This is a genomic window from Sphingobacterium sp. UDSM-2020 (assembly GCF_016132525.1).
Taxonomy (GTDB): Bacteria; Bacteroidota; Bacteroidia; order Sphingobacteriales; family Sphingobacteriaceae; genus Sphingobacterium; species Sphingobacterium anhuiense.
Genome location: NZ_CP066166.1, coordinates 687,722 through 708,154 on the forward strand (window position 1 = coordinate 687,722; position 20,433 = coordinate 708,154).

Consider the following 20,433-nt stretch of genomic DNA (forward strand, 5'->3'; position numbering starts at 1 on the left):
AATACATTGTGATTGTATCTTAATAAGGTACGCCAATTAATATCTTAATAAAAACATGAATATGAAAAGATTTATTCAAACCACATTATTACTATTGTTGGTACAGGTTTCTTTCGGTCAAAAAATGGTACGGAAAGAAACTTTTCAGAACAGCAAAATTAAAGATCTCGAAGTCAGCACATCGGCCGGGGCAATTAAAGTAACCGGGTCTAATAACCAACCTGGTTCGGTTGAAGTCTGGGTGTCTCGCAACGGAAACTTACTCAATTCATCAGCGGATTTAGAAAAATTATTGCAAGAAGAGTATGACGTTGTCATCCAGTTAGAAAGTGGAAAATTGACCGCATCTGCTAAACGTAAAAAAGGAAACAATGGTAACAGTTCGGTTTCTGTTGCTTTTTATGTAACAGTTCCTGAGTCTGTCAACAGTAATCTAAGCACTTCAGGAGGTAGTATACAGCTGAATGCACTAAATGGCAAGCAAACATTCCGAACTTCGGGTGGAAGTTTACAAATTAAATCGTTAGCAGGAAATATTTCAGGTAAGACTTCAGGTGGCAGTATCACTGCTAGCAACAGTCAGGGCGATATACAGCTCAACACTTCTGGAGGATCTATAAATCTGGATAATTGTTCTGGTAATATCCGTATCGCTACAAGTGGCGGATCAATTAATGGTAAGAATGTAGAAGAATTAGTTGATGCACATACAAGTGGTGGAAGTATTACTATGGATATGAAACGTATGTCGGATGACATTACATTAGCTACATCTGGTGGCAGCGTGAAGATTAAAGTACCAGAAGGAAAATATAACGTCGACCTAAAAGGTTCACGTGTCAATCTTCCGTCCGCTCAAAATTTTTCTGGCAGATCTAACAGATCTTTAGCTCAGGGTGCAATTAATGGAGGTGGCAAAAAAATAGATGCCCGTACTTCTTCAGGTTCTGTATCGCTAGATTTCTATTAACTAAATCTATACCAGAGTTTTAACATGTAAAAGTCAATAGATCACATGTTAATAATCTGAGTATAATAAAAAAGAGTATTGAATTTTTCGCTTGCTTTTCTAACGAAGCAAGCGAAAAATTACTGACGTCTGTTATGAAGTCCCCCTGCAAATTGAAATTTCCCGCCTCCCCTATTTCTATCCTAATCACGCATTAGTACTGTCTAACTGACTATGCATAATTTGTTTAAATATTCTGCTATTAACAAATGATGAGGATTTCTTGTCCAATACTGAACGGTTACTGTTCGATATCGAACAGTAATATAAATTAAATACAGAACAACACACTGATAATCAAACATAAACCAAAATGGCAACGCAATTGCATCTTCCGCTTTTGTAATGACTTCATACATTTCATTTTTAACAACGAACTAAACAGGCGACATATGATCTTAAACGAAATCAAAATTGCATGGCGAAGCCTATTGAAAAATAAGTTCTTTTCATTGTTGAACGTATTCGGACTGATGTTGGGATTTACAGGTTTTATCCTGTCGTACCAATACATCAATAGAGAAACAAGCTATGATAAATGGAACCCCAATTATGATCGGATCTATCAGGTTGGACTGACCTCTTCAGAAGAATTTACAGATGCAACAAATGCCATGCTTGCGCCCTTATTGAAAAGAAGTTTACCCGAAATAGAAACTGCCGGCAGAAAAATAATTTATAGTTTTGGTACTTATCCACTTTTCGGAGAAAATACGGTATTAATTAAAAATGCGGCGGTAATAGATTCTTCTGCAGCACATATTTTTCAAATTGAAAGTAAGACCGGGAACCTTTATAAGAGTAAAATTCAAAATGAGGCCACTCTAGTAAAGCAAGGTATCGCTGAGAAAATTTTCAAAAAGGAGGATTTAAATTTTGACACCCCTAAGTCTGTTCCAGTGCTTAGTTTACTATTAGATCAACATGAACGTATTTATGGAATTAGTAAGAATAATGGTTTATCCCTGATTGACCATGACTTACTCTTTATAAAAGAACCTGAGGATTTATTTGCAGGAGAAATTCCATTTTCATATCAAACATACATTCAAGTAAAGCCTGGAACTAATATCGATGTTCTGGCCCGTAAAATAGACAAACTCTACCACGATAAAATTGTTCCTCTATCTCAAACAGCAGCTTTATCGCAAGGAAAAATTTATTTAGATCCCCTAACAAATCTACATTTAAGACCAAAAAATGGAAGTAATACGCCTTATCTCATGTTATGGATAATTGGCATCGTATCGATTATTATACTTGTATTAGCATCAGCAAATTTTGCCAACATGATCATGGCGCAAGCTGACAAACGTATTAAAGAGTTAACATTAAAGAAAATACTGGGAAGCTCGCGCTGGACAATCATTCGTCAATTACTTTTGGAAGTCTTTATTTTGACATTAACTGCAGCTGTGTTTAGTTTTTTTATGCTAAGTATTACCGGAAATGTATTGCAAAAGTGGTTCAATGATGACCTCAAACAGTACATTTTAAATCAAGATACGGTAATGTATCTTTTTTTAGGTGTAATTGGCACAACCTGTCTATCCGGGATTTACCCAGCTTTCGTACTTTCGGGATTCAAATCTGTTAGTTTATTGAGGGGCGGACTTGGTAAGACGCAACGAAAAAATACACTCCGTAATGGTTTACTGGTTTTTCAAATTGGTATTGCTTTACTATTTATGACAGGAATGCTCGTTATACATGAGCAGATCCGGTATATTCAAACCACAGACAAAGGATTTGAACCGGCACAGGTGATTACATATAAGGGCTTAGGCATGTATTATGATGGCACATTAAATGGTACATACTACAATCTTAAGGAACGACTGCAACAAGATCCCAGTATTTTATCGGTTGCTTCAGCAACAAATATGCCTGGAGATGGGGAGCTTCCCCCCAAAAAACAGTTTTCTCATAACCAAAAACAATTGGAATTCGATCACGTCGGGATCGATAAAAGCTATTTCAGCACACTGAATATAGCGGTATTAAAGGGAAACATTCCCACATCAATCAAGCAATTGCTACAAGATTCTACTTCGCATTATGCAGTTATCAATGAATCGGCGGCTATGGCATTAGATCTAGGACAGCCTATCGGAGCTAAGTTAGCCGGTTGTGATGTCAATTTTGAAATTATCGCTGTGGTAAAAGATAGTAAAGCTTATGGTTTTGAAAATGTCGTGAAGCCAACGGTCTATTCTTATAAAAATGAATGTGGATCTGCAAGACCCCAGGCAACATTAATTGTAAAAGCTGCTCAAGGAAAAGCAGCACAAGCTATCGAAACTGTAAAAAAAGAATGGCAACAAAATTCATCAACAAAATCATTGCCTCTGGAATATGCTTTTATGGATCAACAATATGCTTTGTTGCATAAAAAACAACAGGAGATGCAGACTGTTTTCAATAGCTTTACATTTTTAGCAGTTATTATTGCGGCTCTTGGTCTTTTTAGTATGGCCGCTTATCAAGTAACAATTCGTAAAAAAGAAATGAGTGTACGTAAAGTATTAGGTGCTTCTGTACAATCTATTTTCATGCAACTCAACAAACCGTTTTTCCGACTGTTTTTAACTGCTACTCTAATCTCTCTTCCTCTGACTTACTTCATACTCAATAGATGGTTGGACAATTTTGCTTACCGCATTGACTTGCAGTGGTGGTATTTTCTAATTGCAATCATGATAATTTTCATCATCATCTGCGTTTCGATCAGCTATCAGACTATACGTGCAGCAAAAGTTAATCCGGTAGATAGTCTGAGAAATGAGTAAATTAGGATAACAACAGTTTAAAAATTATATATTACATACAGTTAAAATAACCAACAAAAATAGATAAAATGATACAGTTAAAACACTTATTTAAATGGTATAATGTTGGAAGTACACGTTCATTTGTACTAAAAGATGTCAGCCTAAATATTGAAGAGGGGGATTTTATTTCGATCATGGGACCTTCTGGATCTGGAAAATCAACACTATTAAACATCATTGGAATGCTTGATGAACCCGATGAGGGTGAATACCTATTTCAAGGTGAAAATGTGTTGGAGCTAAAGCCTAAAAAAAGAACGCAGCTTTTTCAGTCCCACATGGGCTATGTGTTTCAATCTTATCATCTGCTTGATGAAATGACTGTGTATGAAAACATTGAAACACCATTGATCTATAAGAATAAATCTTCGTCGGAGCGTAAGTCCATTGTCAGTGATCTATTGGACCGTTTTAACATTGTCGGTAAAAAAGATCTGTTTCCTTCACAGCTATCGGGCGGTCAACAGCAGATTGTAGGGATTGCAAGAGCTTTAGCGGGTTCTCCGTCGCTGCTATTGGCTGATGAGCCAACGGGAAACCTGAATTCTAAACAAGGAGAAGAAATCATGGAATTGTTTCAACAGCTCAACACGGAAGGTGTCACGATTATACAGGTGACCCACTCGGACAAAAACGCCACTTACGGAAAAAGAACGGTCCACATGCTGGATGGTCAATTAAAGTAACTCTATAACCATATACCTAGATATATCCCTGCATATGCTTCATTTGGCATATCGCGGGGATTTTTGTTAAATTTGTATATGGATGAAAAAGAATTACATGCTTTGGTTACTTTACTCGATGATCCGGATCAATTGATTTCTGAAGAAATCGAAAATAAATTATTGAGTTTAGGACCAGAGATCATACCTTCTTTAGAGGAGTATTGGGAGTCTGCTTTTGATCCCTTCATACAAGAACGCCTGGAGAAAATAATCCATGCAATACAGTTTGATCAAATTAAAAGTGAACTTCTGATCTGGAAGATGAGCAACTCATTTAACCTCTTAGAGGGCCTCATCATCATCAATAGCTATCAATACCCTTCTTACGACAATAACCTCATACGAATGAGCTTAGAAGAGCTAAAGCGCGATATATGGATGGAGTTGCGGTATGAAATGACACCCTACGAAAAAGTGTCACTGATGAATTATGTTCTATTTGATAAATTTGGTCTTTCCGGAAATACAAATGATTATCATAATCCGCAGAATTCGTTTATCGGTAGGGTTATAGAAACAAAAAAGGGAAATCCCCTGACCCTTTCATGTATCTATAGTATCGTTGCTCAAAAACTGGATATCCCGATCTTCGGCATTAATCTTCCAAAGCATTTTATTTTATCTTATCTAGATGAGGATCAGAACGCAGATCATTTATTGTTCTATCTAAATGCGTTTAATAAAGGTCAATTGATGCAAAAAGCAGATGTTATTTCATTCTTAAAACAACTGAACCTCCCACTCTCAAAAGAATTTATGCTGCCCTGTGACAATGTGACGATACTAAAAAGAGTATTGCGTAATCTTGTTACAGCTTACGAACAAAATGAAAGTGTTGGTAAGAAACAAGAAATCGAAATACTCTTTAAACTCTTAGAGGAATAATATAATCTTAATCGATCTCACTTGGTCCCCTTGCATCTAAAGATAGTGCAACAGGTGTTAAGGTATATTGTTTTTTCTTGTTGGGTTCCACATTATCTTTATCGGTAATCAAAAAACGGGAAACGATCTTAGTATCGGCATCGGCGACATACAAATATTTCGCTCCATCACGGTTATCAATAGCGACGTCCAAAGGTTTTTCCAATCCTGTTAATGCCCCCGTAATGACACGTGTTGGTTGAATAGCACGGTCTCCTGAGGCTGCTAATAATGCTCCTGCTCCTTCAAATAATAAAATTCTACCGACACTCTTTATAAGAGCAGTCCCTTGCGTATAACAAGCAACAGCAAGTAAATCCTGTCGCGCTGAGTAACTAAATCCTCTGATTACTCCCGGATCTTCGATGGTTAGCACAGCTTTTGGCGGAAATGCTGTCTCACTCAAGACACTATCCGCGGGTTGATTTTTTCTTAAGATATCTCTAAATATTGCTATACCCCTCTTTTCTCCATTGACAGCTACATATAAGTCTGAATTATCTTCGGCATTTTTAAAAGCCATCGTCCAAGGCAGTAATTTACCTAAGGATATTTGTTGATTTCTTTTTGCTTTTCCTCTGTAACTTCCTGGTCTTTGAAACAGATAGATACTCGGAGGTCTAGTACCTTCCCCAAGGTCTGCTACATAGAGATTTTCTGTGCCTTTATTATAATGGTAGGCTAACCCTCTGACACGGGTTAACAATCCATTTGAAATTAAACCATTAGATGCCAGAGCTCCTGTTATAGGATTTACTTTCATTACCTGAATGCTTGTATCTTTGACAATCCCTCCCTCATTAGCACTGCTTTGAAAAACATACTTTGCAATTGGGTCAAATAATATTGTCGCACCACCTTTTGCACTTGAATTATAGGACAAAGACGGTTCAAAATGAGTCAATGAGTCAGCAGGATCAATAATATCGACATTGTTATAAGGAGGTTGGCCTGCATCCAATTGATAATCTGAAAAAGAAACATACAGCCTCGAGATTGCTACCCTAGCCAATGCTGGCTCATCATCCTCTCGTACACATGAAGTCAAGCATGTTACAATAGCCAATAAAAGTAAAGTTATATACGTTGTTAGTGATTTCATTTTTAATCTGATATAGGTACAAATCTACAAATATGATCCAATATAAAGATAAAAAAAGAGAGATTGGCGAGGGTACAATAAATTCTGTTTATCAAATATTTGCTAGTTCAGTACTTTTTGAGTAAAATTGCCAAACTTTTATCAGTAAAATAGCAATGGAAGAGAAGGAGTTCATCAGAGAAAAGTTAACATTACCTAACGAAGGCAAAAATCTGCTTTTACATTCGTGTTGTGCACCTTGTGCTGGTGAAGTAATGGAGGCTTTGATCAGCTCGGATATCAAATTTACAATCTATTTCTACAATCCAAACATTCATCCTCGTAAAGAATACGATTTACGAAAAGAGGAGAATATCCGTTTTGCAGAAAAACATAATATTCCTTTTATTGATGCCGACTATGATGTAGATCATTGGTTCGACTTGGCAAAGGGAATGGAAAACGAACCTGAGAAGGGTATTCGTTGTACGATGTGCTTTGACATGCGCTTTGAGAAAACAGCAGAATATGCTGCTGCGAATGGATTTGATGTTATATCAAGTTCTTTAGGAATCTCAAGGTGGAAAAACATGGATCAAATCAATGATTGTGGTGTACGTGCTGCCTCCCGCTTTGAGGGAATGGACTATTGGACATTCAACTGGAGAAAAAAAGGTGGTGCTATCCGCATGTTAGAAATATCTAAAAAAGAAAAGTTCTACATGCAAGAATATTGTGGATGCGCTTACTCTTTACGGGATACCAACCGTTGGCGAATGGAAAACGGTCGGGAAAAAATAGAATTAGGTAAAAATTATTATGAATAACCGCTTGCTATAAGGCATATAAATGAAGTAGGAATTGAAATATATTTTTAAAAAAAATTTCAATGCTAACTTATTTATACATACCTTTGCAGGCTCAAATGCAAGATTGTGAAACATCTAATACAATACAAAATACCGTTTTCGGGGCTAAATGCAGGGAAGCACAATTTTGAGTTTGAGATCGATAAAAAGTTCTTTGATTGTTTTGAGCATTCCATTGTTAAAGATGGTCATCTAACAGCAAATGTTGAATTACAGAAGCAAGAAAATCTGCTTATTTTAAATTTCACAATTGTTGGAGATATCGGATTGACTTGTGATGTTTGTTTAAGCGAATTTCCATCGCCTATTACAGTAAAAGAGCGGATATTGGTTAAATTCACCGCTGAGGACTGGACTGATAATACGGAAGAAGTATTGGTTTTATCCAAAAGCGATCACGAGCTAGACCTGACTGAATTGCTATATGAATATATCAATTTGGCAGTTCCTTTGTTTGCTAAATGTAGTGATCAAGGAAAAGATATTACCTGTGATCCGATTATGTTAGCGCATATATCAACTGAGCAACAGAAAGAAGAGCAAGTAAAAGAAGAGAACATTGACCCACGTTGGGCCGCATTAAGAAATATTAAAAATAACTAAAACAGAAATACGAGATGGCACATCCAAAGCGTAAGACTTCTAAATCAAGAAGAGACAAGAGAAGAACACATTATAAAGCAGACAGACCTAGCTTAAGCATTTGTAAAGAAACTGGTGCAGTTCATTTACCACACCGTGCATACACTGTAGATGGTAATTTGTACTACAACGGTAAATTGATCATTGAAAATACGGCTGTTGTCTAACTTAGATCTTTCAAAACATAAAACATCCCAAAACGAGTATAATTTTCAGATTATACTTTAATTTGGGATGTTTTTTGCGTATTATTGACTTGAAAAATAATCACGAATGAAGATTGGTTTAGATATTTTAGGTGGCGATTATGCCCCTAATGCAACAATATTAGGTGCGATAGAAGCTCAACAACTCTTGACGGGAGATCAAAAACTTGTTCTTTTTGGTGATGAGGAGGAGACTAAATCGCTTATTGAAAAAGCTGGGGGTAATCCTTCGGACTTTGAATATATACATGCACCTGAAAACATTAGTATGGGTGAACACCCTACTAAAGCGATTACACAAAAACCCAACTCTAGTATAGCCAAAGGCTTTGAATTACTAAAAAACGGTGAAATTGATTCTTTTGCTTCTGCTGGTAACACCGGAGCAATGCTTGTCGGATCTATTTTTAGTGTAAAAACGGTACCTGGCGTACTAAGACCTGCTATAACGACAATTGTACCCAAACTGAAATCCGGTTTTGGACTACTCCTTGATGTCGGAGCTAATGCAGACTGTAAACCCGAAATGCTCAATCAATTTGCGATTTTGGGAAGTTTGTATTCGCAACATATGTTTGGTATTTCTTCTCCGAAGGTTGGTTTATTAAATATCGGTGAAGAAGAAGAAAAAGGAAATATCCTAACCACAACCACCTATCCCCTTTTAAAAAATAACGAACGCATTAATTTCATCGGAAATGCCGAAGGCCGTGATCTGTTTTCAGATATTGCCGACGTGTATGTTTGTGATGGTTTTACAGGGAATGTTGTTTTAAAGCTAGCAGAATCATTTTACGTAGTAACATTGAAAAAAGGACTTAAAGATGAGTTCTTCGACCGATTCAACTACGAGCAGTATGGAGGTAGTCCTGTTTTAGGAGTTAATGCTCCTGTTATAATAGGCCATGGAATATCAACTCCTCAGGCTATTAAAAATATGGTTTTACAATCTAGAGATATGATCCAGTCAGATTTTATTGACAAAATCAGATCTGCTTTTAATTAAATTTTATGTCAAAAATTCATGCTGCGATTACAGCAGTTGGTGGATATGTACCTGATTATATCCTCACAAATAAAGAGCTGGAAACTATGGTTGAAACCAATGACGAGTGGATTGTATCTCGTACAGGTATCAAAGAACGTAGAATCTTAAAAGGAGAAGGTAAAGCTACTTCGGACCTTGCTGTACCTGCGGTGCAACAATTATTAGAAAAAAGAGGAATTACTGCAAAAGATATTGATTTGATCATCTTCTGTACAAGTACTCCAGATATGCTTTTTCCTGCCACAGCTAATATCTTAGCCGATAAAATTGGGGCTACAAATGCTTGGGGATATGATTTACAAGCGGCATGTTCAGGTTTTCTTTTTGGCTTGACAACTGGTGTCCAATTTATTGAATCGGGTAAACATACAAAAGTATTGGTTGTCGGTGCCGATAAAATGTCTTCAGTAGTCAACTATCAAGATCGTAATACGTGTATTTTATTTGGAGATGGTTGTGGTGTAGTGCTACTGGAACCTAACACTGATGGCAATGGTATCCAAGATGCAATCTTGAAAACGGATGGTTCAGGTGGTCAATATTTAAATATCAAAGGTGGCGGTTCTCTAAATCCGGCATCCCATGCTACTGTGGACGCTGGTTTACACTATGCTTATCAAGAAGGAAAAACGGTATTTAAATTTGCTGTTACCAATATGGCTAATGTAGCAGCCGAGATTATGGAGAAAAATAATCTTCAAGCTTCGGATATTGCTTATTTGGTACCGCATCAAGCAAATAAACGTATTATCGATGCAACAGCAGAACGTGCTGGATTACCGGAAGAAAAAGTAATGATTAATATTCAGAAATATGGTAACACCACAAGTGCCACTATTCCTTTATGTTTATGGGAATGGGAAAGTAAACTGAAAAAAGGTGATAACCTGATTTTAGCAGCTTTTGGCGGTGGATTTACTTGGGGATCTGTATACTTAAAATGGGCTTACTAAGTACAAATATTATTTTGTAGCTTTGAAGGCTGTTTTAAGAATTTAAAAATTAACACTAAAATATTTAACCTGCATAACTATGGGTATGGACATTAAACAAATTCAAGACTTGATTAAATTCGTTTCAAAATCAGGTGTGAATGAAGTAGCAATCGAAGAAAAAGATTTCAAAATTACGATAAAAACAAATCAGGAGCCTACATATGTAACCGCTTCGGTTCCAGTTGCAGCAGCACCAGTAGCAGCAGCTCCTCAACCGGCTGCAGTTGCTCCAGCAGCGGCAGCTCCTGCAGTAGTTTCTGAAGAAGCTAATTTTATCACGATTAAATCTCCAATGATCGGAACTTTTTACCGTTCTGCGGGACCAGGTAAACCATCATTTGTAAATGCTGGTGACGAAATCAGTACAGGTAATGTATTGTGTATCATTGAAGCTATGAAATTATTCAATGAAATTGAATCTGAAGTTTCAGGTAAAATTGTTAAAATCTTGGTAGAAGATGCTCAACCAGTTGAGTTCGATCAACCATTATTCTTGGTAGATCCTAGATAAACAATCGTCAATATTTTTATTGTCGATCAACATGAGCGCACAGGTACTGTGCACTCATACCTCAAAACTTACAGAAAATACAATGTTTAAAAAAATATTAATAGCTAATAGAGGAGAAATCGCTTTACGTATCATCCGCACATGTCGCGAAATGGGTATCAAAAGTGTAGCTGTTTATTCAACAGCTGATAAAGATAGTTTACACGTTCGTTTTGCGGATGAAGCTGTTTGTATCGGTCCTCCTGCCAGTAAAGATTCTTACTTAAACATCCCAAATATTATCTCAGCTGCAGAATTAACAAATGCAGATGCGATTCATCCTGGATATGGTTTCTTAGCAGAAAATGCGAGATTTTCTTCAATATGTGCACAGTATGGTATCAAATTTATTGGTCCCACTGCAGAGCAGATTGAAAAAATGGGCGATAAATCACAAGCAAAAGATACAATGAAACAAGCTGGCGTACCTACGGTACCTGGTTCTGATGGTCTTTTGAGCTCATTGCAAGAAGGTGTTAAACTTGCTAAAGAAATCGGATACCCAGTTATCATTAAGGCTACGGCTGGTGGTGGCGGTAAAGGTATGCGCATTATTTGGAAAGAAGAGGAATTTGAACATGCTTGGGATTCTGCACGTCAGGAATCTGCTGCAGCCTTCGGTAACGACGGTATGTATCTGGAGAAATATGTAGAAGAACCAAGACATATCGAAATTCAGGTAGTGGGTGATCAATACGGTACCGTATGTCACTTATCTGAAAGAGACTGTTCTATTCAACGTCGTCACCAAAAGTTATTGGAAGAAGCTCCTTCACCTTTTATTACGCCAGAATTACGTCAGAAAATGGGCGAAGCGGCTATCAAAGGTGCTAAAGCTGTTAACTATGAAGGTGCTGGTACAGTAGAGTTTTTAGTTGATAAAAACCGTAACTTCTACTTCATGGAAATGAATACACGTATTCAGGTTGAGCATCCAGTAACAGAGGAAGTCATTAATTTTGATTTAATCAAAGAACAAATCAAAGTTGCTGCCGGTATCCCTATTTCAGGTAAAAACTACGAGCCGACCATGCACGCGATCGAATGCCGTATCAATGCTGAAGATCCATTTAATAACTTCCGCCCATCACCAGGAAAAATTACTAATTTCCATTCACCAGGTGGTCACGGTGTACGTATCGATACACATGTATATGCGGGTTACACGATTCCTCCATATTACGATTCGATGATTGCTAAAGTAATCTGTGTTGCGCAAACACGTGAAGAAGCTATCTCAACAATGGAAAGAGCTTTAAGTGAATTTGTTATCGAAGGTATTAAAACAACAATACCTCTTCATTTACGTTTAATGCGTGATCCTAACTTCAGAGCTGGTAACTTTACTACGAAGTTTATGGAAACTTTTGACCTTTCAGAAGATAATGTATAATAAAATTATCTTTACATAGATAAAAAATACCATTCTTTTCAATAAGAATGGTATTTTTGTTTACAAACAATTTTTATGAGTACTACAGAACGGAAAAGCCTAGTCGAATCTATAAAAGATAAAGGAAAAAATTTAGAAGCAGAAATGTCATTCTTTGATCATCTCGAAGTACTGAGATGGCATTTGGTTCGTTCGGTGATTGCAATTTGTATTTTCGCAGGTTTATCATTCACTTTCTATGATTTCGTATTTAACGAAATCATTATGGGGCCAAAAAGTCTTAATTTCTGGACATATAGAATGATGTGTCTTGTTGGTAACAAGTTTAATATCGATGGATTCTGTGTCGAACATATTCCTTTCAATATTATCAATACTGAACTAGCTGGACAGTTTATGTTGCAAATTAACTCTTGTTTGCTCATGTCTTTACTATTGGGTTTTCCTTACATCTTATTTGAAATCTGGCTTTTTATCAAACCAGCTTTAACAGATATTGAACGAAGATCTGCTCGAGGATTTGTTTTTTATGCTACCCTATTGTTTGTATTAGGAGTATTATTTGGTTATTATGTAGTCGTTCCGTTATCTGTTAACTTCTTAGCCAATATTTCATTAAGTATCGAAATTACGAATCAGATTACTATTGACTCTTACCTTTCAACGATCGCTACATTATCGTTAGGCTGTGGTATTGTGTTCTTATTACCAATTCTGATCTTTATCTTATCAAAATTAGGTATTATGACTCCAGAGTTTATGCGTGCAAGCAGAAGATATGCAACGGTTATTATCCTTGTTGTGGCAGCAATTATTACTCCTACAGCGGATGTCATCACCATGTTGACGGTAGCTACCCCAATGTTCCTTTTATACGAAATTAGTATCTTAGTATCGGCGAAAGTTAAAAAACAAAAATTAGCACAAGAAAAAAACAATATATAATGAGTACTGTAAAGACAATTGCAATAGGAAGTGACCATGCAGGTTTTGAATACAAAACGGCTATCGTAGCTTTATTAAAAGAATTAGGTTACGAAGTAAAAGATTTCGGACCATATAATACGGATTCTGTTGATTATCCAGATTATGCTCATCCGGTTGCAAGTGAAGTGGAAGAAGAAAAAGCAACATTAGGTGTATTGATATGCGGTAGTGCAAATGGTGTTGCAATTACAGCAAACAAACATCAAAGGATCCGCGCTTCAATAGCGTGGTTAGAAGAAATTGCAGCATTGGCACGTCAACATAATGATGCTAACATTGTGTGTATTCCAGCAAGATTTATTGATCTTGATCTTGCAAAATCAATCGTTAAAACATTTGTAACGACAGATTTTGAAGGTGGTAGACATGCTACACGTGTTGGTAAAATTGCCTGTGGTTGTTAATTTTAACATAATTTAATAGACGGAGAAAAGGTATATATATACTTTTTCTCCGTTTTTTTTGTTCTATTTGTTCTAAATGAAAAAACAATGAAAAAATTATTCAGTTTAATTTGTCTTATTTCGTCCATTTACAGCTGTGCAGTTGCACAAAATCCAGCTGCAAAATATGCTGATCTGATTACTGAAGAGTCTTCCAGAAAGCATCTTACTATCCTAGCATCTGCAGATCTTGAGGGACGTGGCACAGGTCAAAAAGGTGGTCGTTTGGCTACTGAATACATTGCAAATGAATTTAAAAAATTAGGATTAACACCACCTGTTGCAGGTAAATATTTTCAACCGGTAAGTTTACTAAAAAACAGTTATCAGGTTAAGAGCTTTAAAATTGGAGGCCGTCCTTTTGTCAATGGACAAGATCTACTGGCGTTAGGTAATAATGAGTTGAAATCAATCGACGATAAAGAGATTATTTTTATCGGTTACGGTATTGATGACCCCAAATATTCTGATATCCAGGGAATTGATTTGCAAGACAAAATTGTGATGCTGATCAATAACAAAGAACCTGTTGATGCAAAAGGGAAATCTGTGATCACTGGAACGACAAAATTATCGGAATGGTCCACCGTGCGTAATAAAAAGATTAGAGAGGTGCTAAAACATAAGCCTAAACTTATTCTTGCATACACTGAGGATCTCGGTACATGGCTGGAAAGTGCAGGAGATCGTGCAACCGAAGGACGCTTTAATTTAGCTCAGGATCAAACAGCTCCTGAAACTAATCCAATGCCTATTGTTGTCAATATCACCGATCATGTTGCTAACTATATCCTGAATCAGGGAAAAACAAGTCTTGCAAATATTACATCAAAAATCAATCAGAGTCAAAAGCCTCAATCTTTTGCCATCAATACAAACATTAATGCACAATTGGGTATGGTGGCTGAACAATTCACGGATCCTAATGTACTGGGCTTGCTTGAAGGGTCTGATCTGAAAGATGAAATAATTGTTATAGGTGGCCATTATGATCACGACGGCAAAAGTTCAAATGGCACTATCTTTCCTGGAGCTGATGATAATGCTTCAGGAACTACTGCTGTTCTTGAGTTAGCGAAAGCATTTAGTCAGGCTAAAGCTGAGGGCAAAGGTCCTCGGAGAAGTATCTTGTTTATCACATATGCTGCAGAAGAAAAGGGTTTATTGGGCTCTAAGTATTATACCGAAAACCCGGTTTTCCCTCTTGAAAATACCGTTACTTGTATCAATATTGATATGATAGGCCGCATTGACGATAAGCATTTAAATGGAAATCACAACTATATACATTCCATTGGAGCAGATAAATTAAGCTCTGAATTAGCAAGAATCAATAAGGAAGCAAATGATAAATCCAGCAAACTGGAATTAGACTTCATGTACGATAATCCAAAAGATCCAATGCGTCTTTATTACCGATCTGATCATTATAATTTTGCCAGTAAAGGTATTCCTTCAATTTTTTACTTCTCAGGTTTACATCCGCATTATCACACGCCTGAAGATACTGTTGATAAAATAGATTTCCCGATTATGGTCAAAAGAGAAAAATTTATTTTTCAAACGGCTTGGGATGTTGCCAATAGTGCTACAAAACCCGCTGTAGATAGCAAGAAGGATTAAAAATTAGTTGCGTAAGATTTTTAAAGTGGTTCTCCTGAATAAGGAAACCACTTTTTTTATGTGCTTATTGCACCTAATTAAACGAGTAAAACTGCTTCCTATTTTGATAACCGATCCAACTGATTAAATCGGATAAACAATTTCATTCAGCATAAAACAAAGTGAATGTGTTAAAAATAAGTTAATTAAAAATCGATATCTAAAAAAGTAATTATCTTAGCGAGCAATAAACCAACCATTCCTAAAAAGTCAATTATGAAGCTATATGTATTAAGCTTGCTATTTTTATGCATTAATTTTGCCTATTCCCAAAACTCAGGAAGTTTGAAAGGGACTGTTATTGATCATACAAATAAACCGCTTGAAAAAGCAACAGTTTCCATTCTTATGCAACAGGATTCTTCGGTACTCTCCTATTCTCTGACAAATGATAAAGGAGAATTCAACCTCGTTAAACTGCCTGCAAATAAAAATCTGATCTTATATATCTCGCACGTCAATAGCAGCAACTATCATCAGGACATTCTTTTAAATCCTGACGAAAAAAAGCAATTAGATTCGATTAAACTGGGGGGAAAACTATTGGACGAGGTCGTCATTTCTGTTGCACCACCTGTGCGCATGAATAAAGATACATTAGAATATAACACTGATTTTTTTAAGACTAGACCGAACGCCAATGCTGAAGAACTTTTAAAACAGTTGCCTGGTCTACAAATTAATATGGATGGTACTATTTATTATGAAGGTAAAGAAGTTTCTCAGGTAAAAGTAAATGGTAAGGATTTTTTTGCCAGCGATCTGCGAATTGCTACACGCAATCTAGATGCTTCCTTAATTAAAACGGTACAGGTATACCGCGATAAAGGCGAATCAAAAAAAACAGTGGAGGATGAAGAAAAATTACCTATTACCATCAATCTGAAATTCAAAAAAGATTTTCTGAAAGCAAGTTTTGGTAAATTATATGGCAGTGTCGGAACTAGAGACCGCTATGAAGCTGGTGGTCTGTTCAATACTTTTCAGGATACTTTGCAATTGAGTTTCATCGGATTCGGAAATAATATCAATCGAGAAAGTTTTGATTACAATGAACTTAATCAACACGGTGGATTAGGAAGAGCTGAAAATTATGGTTTTAATGACTTTGGTGGCAGAAATTATAATGGCAAAGCAAATGATATTGCCGGTGGCTTTAACCTCAATAATGATTGGGGAAAGAAAACAAAACTAAACCTCATGTACATGTTAAAGTACAAAAATGAAGAAGGCCAAAACCAAGGAAGTCAAACCTCGCTGTATGATAATGTTAAGCAATTCGGCGAAAACGAATATAATAGCTACCGGAAGTCGCTTGCGCACAATATCAATACGCTTTTCAGACACCGAATGGATACAACAGCATACGTCGAGTTTACACCTAAGCTTTCAATTACCAATAATGATGGTAAAACTGATAGCTGGATGAATACCTATACCGAAGACAAAAAAATAAATAACAGCAAAAGCAATAACACATCAGATGGGTATAATATTAATTACGATCATAATTTCCACATTGAAAAACAATTAAGTAAGAAACATCTTGTATCTCTAAAAAATACCATCAATATTAGAAATGGTAAATCAGAAGAAATTGGCAATCAATTAACAGAGATATTCCAGAACCCGATCCCAAATACTAGTCTATGGGAAAACAGAACGAATCGAGAGAAATCCAGCAGTATTAAAACTTTTGCTGGGTATAATAATACCAGTATCGAAAAACTAAATTTTGACTTCTATATTTCTTATAATACTTCGAGTAGCAGACCTACGCAAAGTTTATTCTACAACAGAGATAATACAGGGACTATCCATGGTGAGCAGTTTGAAAACAGCTATAGTTTTAAATCACAGGAATATGTGACTGCCATGAAATTTTACTGGAAACCTTTCAAAAAATTAGCGGTAAACTTTGGTACAGCATATGCTGTTAAGGATAATCAATTTAATTTATTCAAAATCAATGAACGAAAAACAACTTCGAATGGTTACTGGCTACCTAATATCAATATTCGCTATAAAGATTTTGATCTTTCTTGGTCTAAAGATTTAGAATCACCTGCAACATATCAGATCCAAAGTATTAGGGATACACTAAATCCTCTGATGACGCGACTGTCAGCTTTTTTCTATGAGAATAAACTGCAACAAAGTACGCGCTTTTCATTCAATAAATACACACAAAAATACCAACTGGGATTTAGTGCCGGTGTAAACTATAAAGATAAAAGTGAGGGTCATAGAAGTTGGCGTGATGTGACAAATGGACATTATACCATACAGGCATTTCAAGCAGGATCAACGACTAATTATAATGGCTATTTATATGGTAGATATAATTTTAAAGCTGGTAGCGATTGGGTATTTTATATATCTCAAAACAGTAGCTTATATACTTACCAATATTATTCTTCGATCAATGATGTGGACAACAAATTAACAAACCTCGGCATCAATCTAACACAGGAATTTTCTATTACTTGGAAGAATTTAATCGGCCTAACGCCTAAATATACCTACAGCTGGAACAAGGCTCAGAATTCGGTTAAAAACAATCCTGATTTTATTGCTACCGCTAATAGAACACACAATGTTGGCGTAGGATTAAATGTAAATCCTATAAAAGGTTTTTCTTTAGAGACCTCCTATTCACTAGAGAATAGGGCAAGTGGCCTAAGTGGAAGAGACAATTATCATATACTGAACTCTTCTATTTATTACACGTTGAAAAATAATTCCCAAATCAAATTAACGGGTTTTGACATCTTAAATCAAAACAGACAGAACTACTGGGGTACCAGTGGGAATACAACCTATTTTCAAAACACGGTTACTTTAAGACAGTACTTTTTGTTAGGATATATTTATAAATTTAAAGTAACAAAACTGAAAAATTAAACAAACAGGCTTCACAATTGTTGAAACTATAGCAACTAAAATAATATGGCATTTGAAGATTACTATAAAGTACTTGGCATAAGCAAAACGGCATCTGTTGATGATGTAAAAAAAGCTTATCGAAAATTAGCCCGCAAATATCATCCCGATCTCAATCCTAATGATGAGGCTGCAAAACAGAAGTTTCAAGAGATCAATGAAGCCAATGAGGTATTATCCGATCCGGAAAAACGTAAGAAATATGATCAATATGGTGAAAACTGGCAGCGAGGAGAGGAATATGAGCGGTCTCAACAGCAGTACCGACAGTCGAATGAAAATCCTTTCGGAGGTTCGCAGGGCTATACAGGAAATTTTGATGATGGACAATTTTCAGATTTTTTCGAACAGATGTTTGGTAACCGCTCCGGGGGCGGAAGAAGAAATAACTTTCGTGGACAAGATTTCAATGCTGAATTGGAGTTAACACAACAACAGGCTTATACTACTCATGCACAAACTTTTACGATTAATGGTAAGAACATCCGAATCAACATACAGGCGGGTGTAGAAGATGGTCAGAAAATTAAACTTAAAGGCCTTGGTAGTGAAGGTGTAAATGGAGGGCCAAAAGGAGATCTTTATATTACTTTCCACATCATTGCTGATCCCAAGTTTAAACGTCAGGGTAATGACCTCTATACAACATTAGATATCGATCTTTATACCGCTATTTTAGGCGGGGAAGCCATCATTGATACATATGGTGGTAAAATAAAACTTAAAATTCAACCTGAAACACAAAACAATGCCAAAGTCAGGTTAAAAGGAAAAGGTTTTCCTGTCTATAAAAAAGATGGTGAATTTGGAGATCTGTATGTCAGTATGAACGTGATGATACCAACCAATTTAACCGACAAAGAAAAAGAACTATTCAAACAGTTGGCCGATTTAAAGAAATAATCCTATGGAAAGGACCCTAATTAAACTATCTGATTACTGCTATTCAAGGAAAGCGGAGATTACTTTTATAGAAACTTTAAATGAGTATGGTCTTCTCCATATTATCATCCAACAGGAAGAAAAATATATTGAAGAGGAACAGCTTCGGGATCTGGAAAGATTTTCGGACTGGTATTATGAGCTAGATGTAAATCCTGCGGGTATTGAGGTAGCACATCATCTCATTCAGAAAGTGGAAGCATTACAAAGTGAATTGCAGCGCATAAAAAATCAGCTTAAAGCTTTGGAATCATAATTCAAAGCTTTAAGCTGATTTTTACAATATGGTATTAATTATCTAAGTCTTTATCAACTGTTATTATATCTTTCCAAATCACATTATGCCGTAAATCTGTTAATTCAATTTGATAATTACCTTTGCAAACAACAAACGAACCATATGATTGTCCTGGTTGAACAAGCCGGTAAATAATCAACTGTTTTTTTCCTTCATCTCTATCTGCAGAAAAGCCCTTCATTAATGTGTAATTTTCCTTTTGTATATATTGATCAGGAATGCGGTAATCAAAATGCCCCCTACTGCTGTCATCAGGACATAAAATTTCTGTACGGCTTGGCGTAAAAATATAATGCTGCCTATACATAGACGCATTTGATATCGCCAGATCTTCAATGTGATCAAAATTCTTAAAGTACTTCTCAGGGATAATGTAAATCAAACTGACATACTCTTCTCTTCCCAATTGCTGCTTAAAGGGAACCATAGCATGATAAATAACTTGTTTTTTTAAGGTCGTAGTTCGATAATAATATTTCCCTTCTGCTGTCTTTTTAATTTCGAATCCATCTCTTGACAACAATTCTTTTGTATTTTTAAAACGCTCATCCGATTTATTATTGATTAAGCTGATCAATCTAAATGTCGTATCTCCGATACTTTTTCCATTGAACAAAACAGTATACTTCGTCGCATCATAGCCTAATTTCTTTATGATCTTCTGATCGTCATGTGAAAGATAAGCTGTCTGCAGTCCAGTTTTCGTCCTTTCATCATAATTTGAAAAATTATCACCGACATATACGGACAGATTTCGTTCAACATTAACAAAATACTCATCCCCATCAACAATAAAACCTTTTGGAGTGAATTGATAAGCTGATCGACAAGACGTTAATAAGAATAGTCCAAATAAAATATAAATAGCTTTCATAACATTAT

General features: G+C 36.0%; 19 protein-coding genes. 17 read left to right on the forward strand and 2 right to left on the reverse strand.

The genetic code is table 11. The features are described from left to right. Positions 1–61 precede the first annotated feature (61 nt). From JAZ75_RS02860 to JAZ75_RS02875, 4 genes are all read left to right on the forward strand, one after another. Complete coding sequence (locus JAZ75_RS02860) at positions 62–970, forward strand: DUF4097 family beta strand repeat-containing protein (protein WP_208700174.1); 909 nt, start codon at positions 62–64, stop codon at positions 968–970. Between the two features lie 431 nt (positions 971–1,401). Then, positions 1,402–3,798 (forward strand): ABC transporter permease, encoded by a 2,397-nt coding sequence (locus JAZ75_RS02865; RefSeq protein ID WP_208700176.1) that lies wholly within the window; start codon positions 1,402–1,404, stop codon positions 3,796–3,798. A 68-nt stretch (positions 3,799–3,866) separates the two neighbouring features. Next, positions 3,867–4,526, forward strand: coding sequence for an ABC transporter ATP-binding protein (locus tag JAZ75_RS02870; protein ID WP_132773453.1), 660 nt, complete (start codon positions 3,867–3,869; stop codon positions 4,524–4,526). 78 nt (positions 4,527–4,604) lie between these two features. After that, the gene (locus tag JAZ75_RS02875) at positions 4,605–5,453 is read left to right on the forward strand and encodes a transglutaminase-like domain-containing protein (protein ID WP_208700178.1); all 849 of its coding nucleotides are present in this window, start codon (positions 4,605–4,607) and stop codon (positions 5,451–5,453) included. Between the two features lie 7 nt (positions 5,454–5,460). On the opposite strand, the gene JAZ75_RS02880 is transcribed toward JAZ75_RS02875, so the two are convergent. Beyond that, positions 5,461–6,594, reverse strand: coding sequence for a hypothetical protein (locus JAZ75_RS02880; RefSeq protein WP_208700180.1), 1,134 nt, complete (start codon positions 6,592–6,594; stop codon positions 5,461–5,463). Between the two features lie 155 nt (positions 6,595–6,749). Between JAZ75_RS02880 and JAZ75_RS02885 the strand changes: the two genes are divergently transcribed. The 13 genes from JAZ75_RS02885 to JAZ75_RS02945 all read left to right on the forward strand — a co-directional run bounded on the left by JAZ75_RS02885 (position 6,750) and on the right by JAZ75_RS02945 (position 19,509). Further along, positions 6,750–7,400: an epoxyqueuosine reductase QueH gene (locus JAZ75_RS02885; protein ID WP_021192033.1), complete on the forward strand. Its 651-nt coding sequence runs from the start codon at positions 6,750–6,752 to the stop codon at positions 7,398–7,400. 108 nt (positions 7,401–7,508) lie between these two features. Then, the gene (locus tag JAZ75_RS02890; RefSeq protein WP_132843715.1) at positions 7,509–8,045 is read left to right on the forward strand and encodes a YceD family protein; all 537 of its coding nucleotides are present in this window, start codon (positions 7,509–7,511) and stop codon (positions 8,043–8,045) included. A 14-nt stretch (positions 8,046–8,059) separates the two neighbouring features. Beyond that, complete coding sequence (rpmF, locus tag JAZ75_RS02895) at positions 8,060–8,251, forward strand: 50S ribosomal protein L32 (RefSeq protein ID WP_021192035.1); 192 nt, start codon at positions 8,060–8,062, stop codon at positions 8,249–8,251. Positions 8,252–8,357: 106 nt separating this feature from the next. After that, complete coding sequence (gene plsX / locus JAZ75_RS02900) at positions 8,358–9,296, forward strand: phosphate acyltransferase PlsX (RefSeq protein WP_021192036.1); 939 nt, start codon at positions 8,358–8,360, stop codon at positions 9,294–9,296. A 5-nt stretch (positions 9,297–9,301) separates the two neighbouring features. Then, entirely contained in the window at positions 9,302–10,291 is a 990-nt protein-coding gene (locus JAZ75_RS02905) for a beta-ketoacyl-ACP synthase III (RefSeq protein ID WP_021192037.1), read from the forward strand. Between the two features lie 79 nt (positions 10,292–10,370). Beyond that, the gene (gene accB / locus JAZ75_RS02910; RefSeq protein WP_021192038.1) at positions 10,371–10,844 is read left to right on the forward strand and encodes an acetyl-CoA carboxylase biotin carboxyl carrier protein; all 474 of its coding nucleotides are present in this window, start codon (positions 10,371–10,373) and stop codon (positions 10,842–10,844) included. A gap of 82 nt (positions 10,845–10,926) precedes the next feature. Next, positions 10,927–12,276 (forward strand): acetyl-CoA carboxylase biotin carboxylase subunit, encoded by a 1,350-nt coding sequence (gene accC, locus JAZ75_RS02915; protein WP_031289467.1) that lies wholly within the window; start codon positions 10,927–10,929, stop codon positions 12,274–12,276. Positions 12,277–12,351: 75 nt separating this feature from the next. Then, the gene (gene tatC, locus JAZ75_RS02920; protein ID WP_021192040.1) at positions 12,352–13,221 is read left to right on the forward strand and encodes a twin-arginine translocase subunit TatC; all 870 of its coding nucleotides are present in this window, start codon (positions 12,352–12,354) and stop codon (positions 13,219–13,221) included. Next, positions 13,221–13,667: a ribose 5-phosphate isomerase B gene (gene rpiB / locus JAZ75_RS02925; RefSeq protein WP_208700182.1), complete on the forward strand. Its 447-nt coding sequence runs from the start codon at positions 13,221–13,223 to the stop codon at positions 13,665–13,667. The genes tatC and rpiB overlap by 1 nt, the downstream gene beginning before the upstream one ends. Positions 13,668–13,754: 87 nt before the next feature. Next, positions 13,755–15,329: a M28 family peptidase gene (locus JAZ75_RS02930; RefSeq protein WP_208700184.1), complete on the forward strand. Its 1,575-nt coding sequence runs from the start codon at positions 13,755–13,757 to the stop codon at positions 15,327–15,329. Positions 15,330–15,584: 255 nt separating this feature from the next. After that, on the forward strand, positions 15,585–18,272 hold the full coding sequence (locus tag JAZ75_RS02935) for a carboxypeptidase regulatory-like domain-containing protein (RefSeq protein ID WP_208700186.1): 2,688 nt from the start codon (positions 15,585–15,587) through the stop codon (positions 18,270–18,272). Between the two features lie 45 nt (positions 18,273–18,317). Beyond that, on the forward strand, positions 18,318–19,214 hold the full coding sequence (locus JAZ75_RS02940; protein WP_132843720.1) for a DnaJ C-terminal domain-containing protein: 897 nt from the start codon (positions 18,318–18,320) through the stop codon (positions 19,212–19,214). Positions 19,215–19,218: 4 nt separating this feature from the next. Further along, positions 19,219–19,509, forward strand: coding sequence for a chaperone modulator CbpM (locus JAZ75_RS02945; RefSeq protein WP_132773437.1), 291 nt, complete (start codon positions 19,219–19,221; stop codon positions 19,507–19,509). 34 nt (positions 19,510–19,543) lie between these two features. Here the strand turns inward: JAZ75_RS02945 and JAZ75_RS02950 are convergent, their stop codons facing one another. After that, complete coding sequence (locus JAZ75_RS02950) at positions 19,544–20,425, reverse strand: hypothetical protein (protein ID WP_208700188.1); 882 nt, start codon at positions 20,423–20,425, stop codon at positions 19,544–19,546. Positions 20,426–20,433 lie beyond the last annotated feature (8 nt).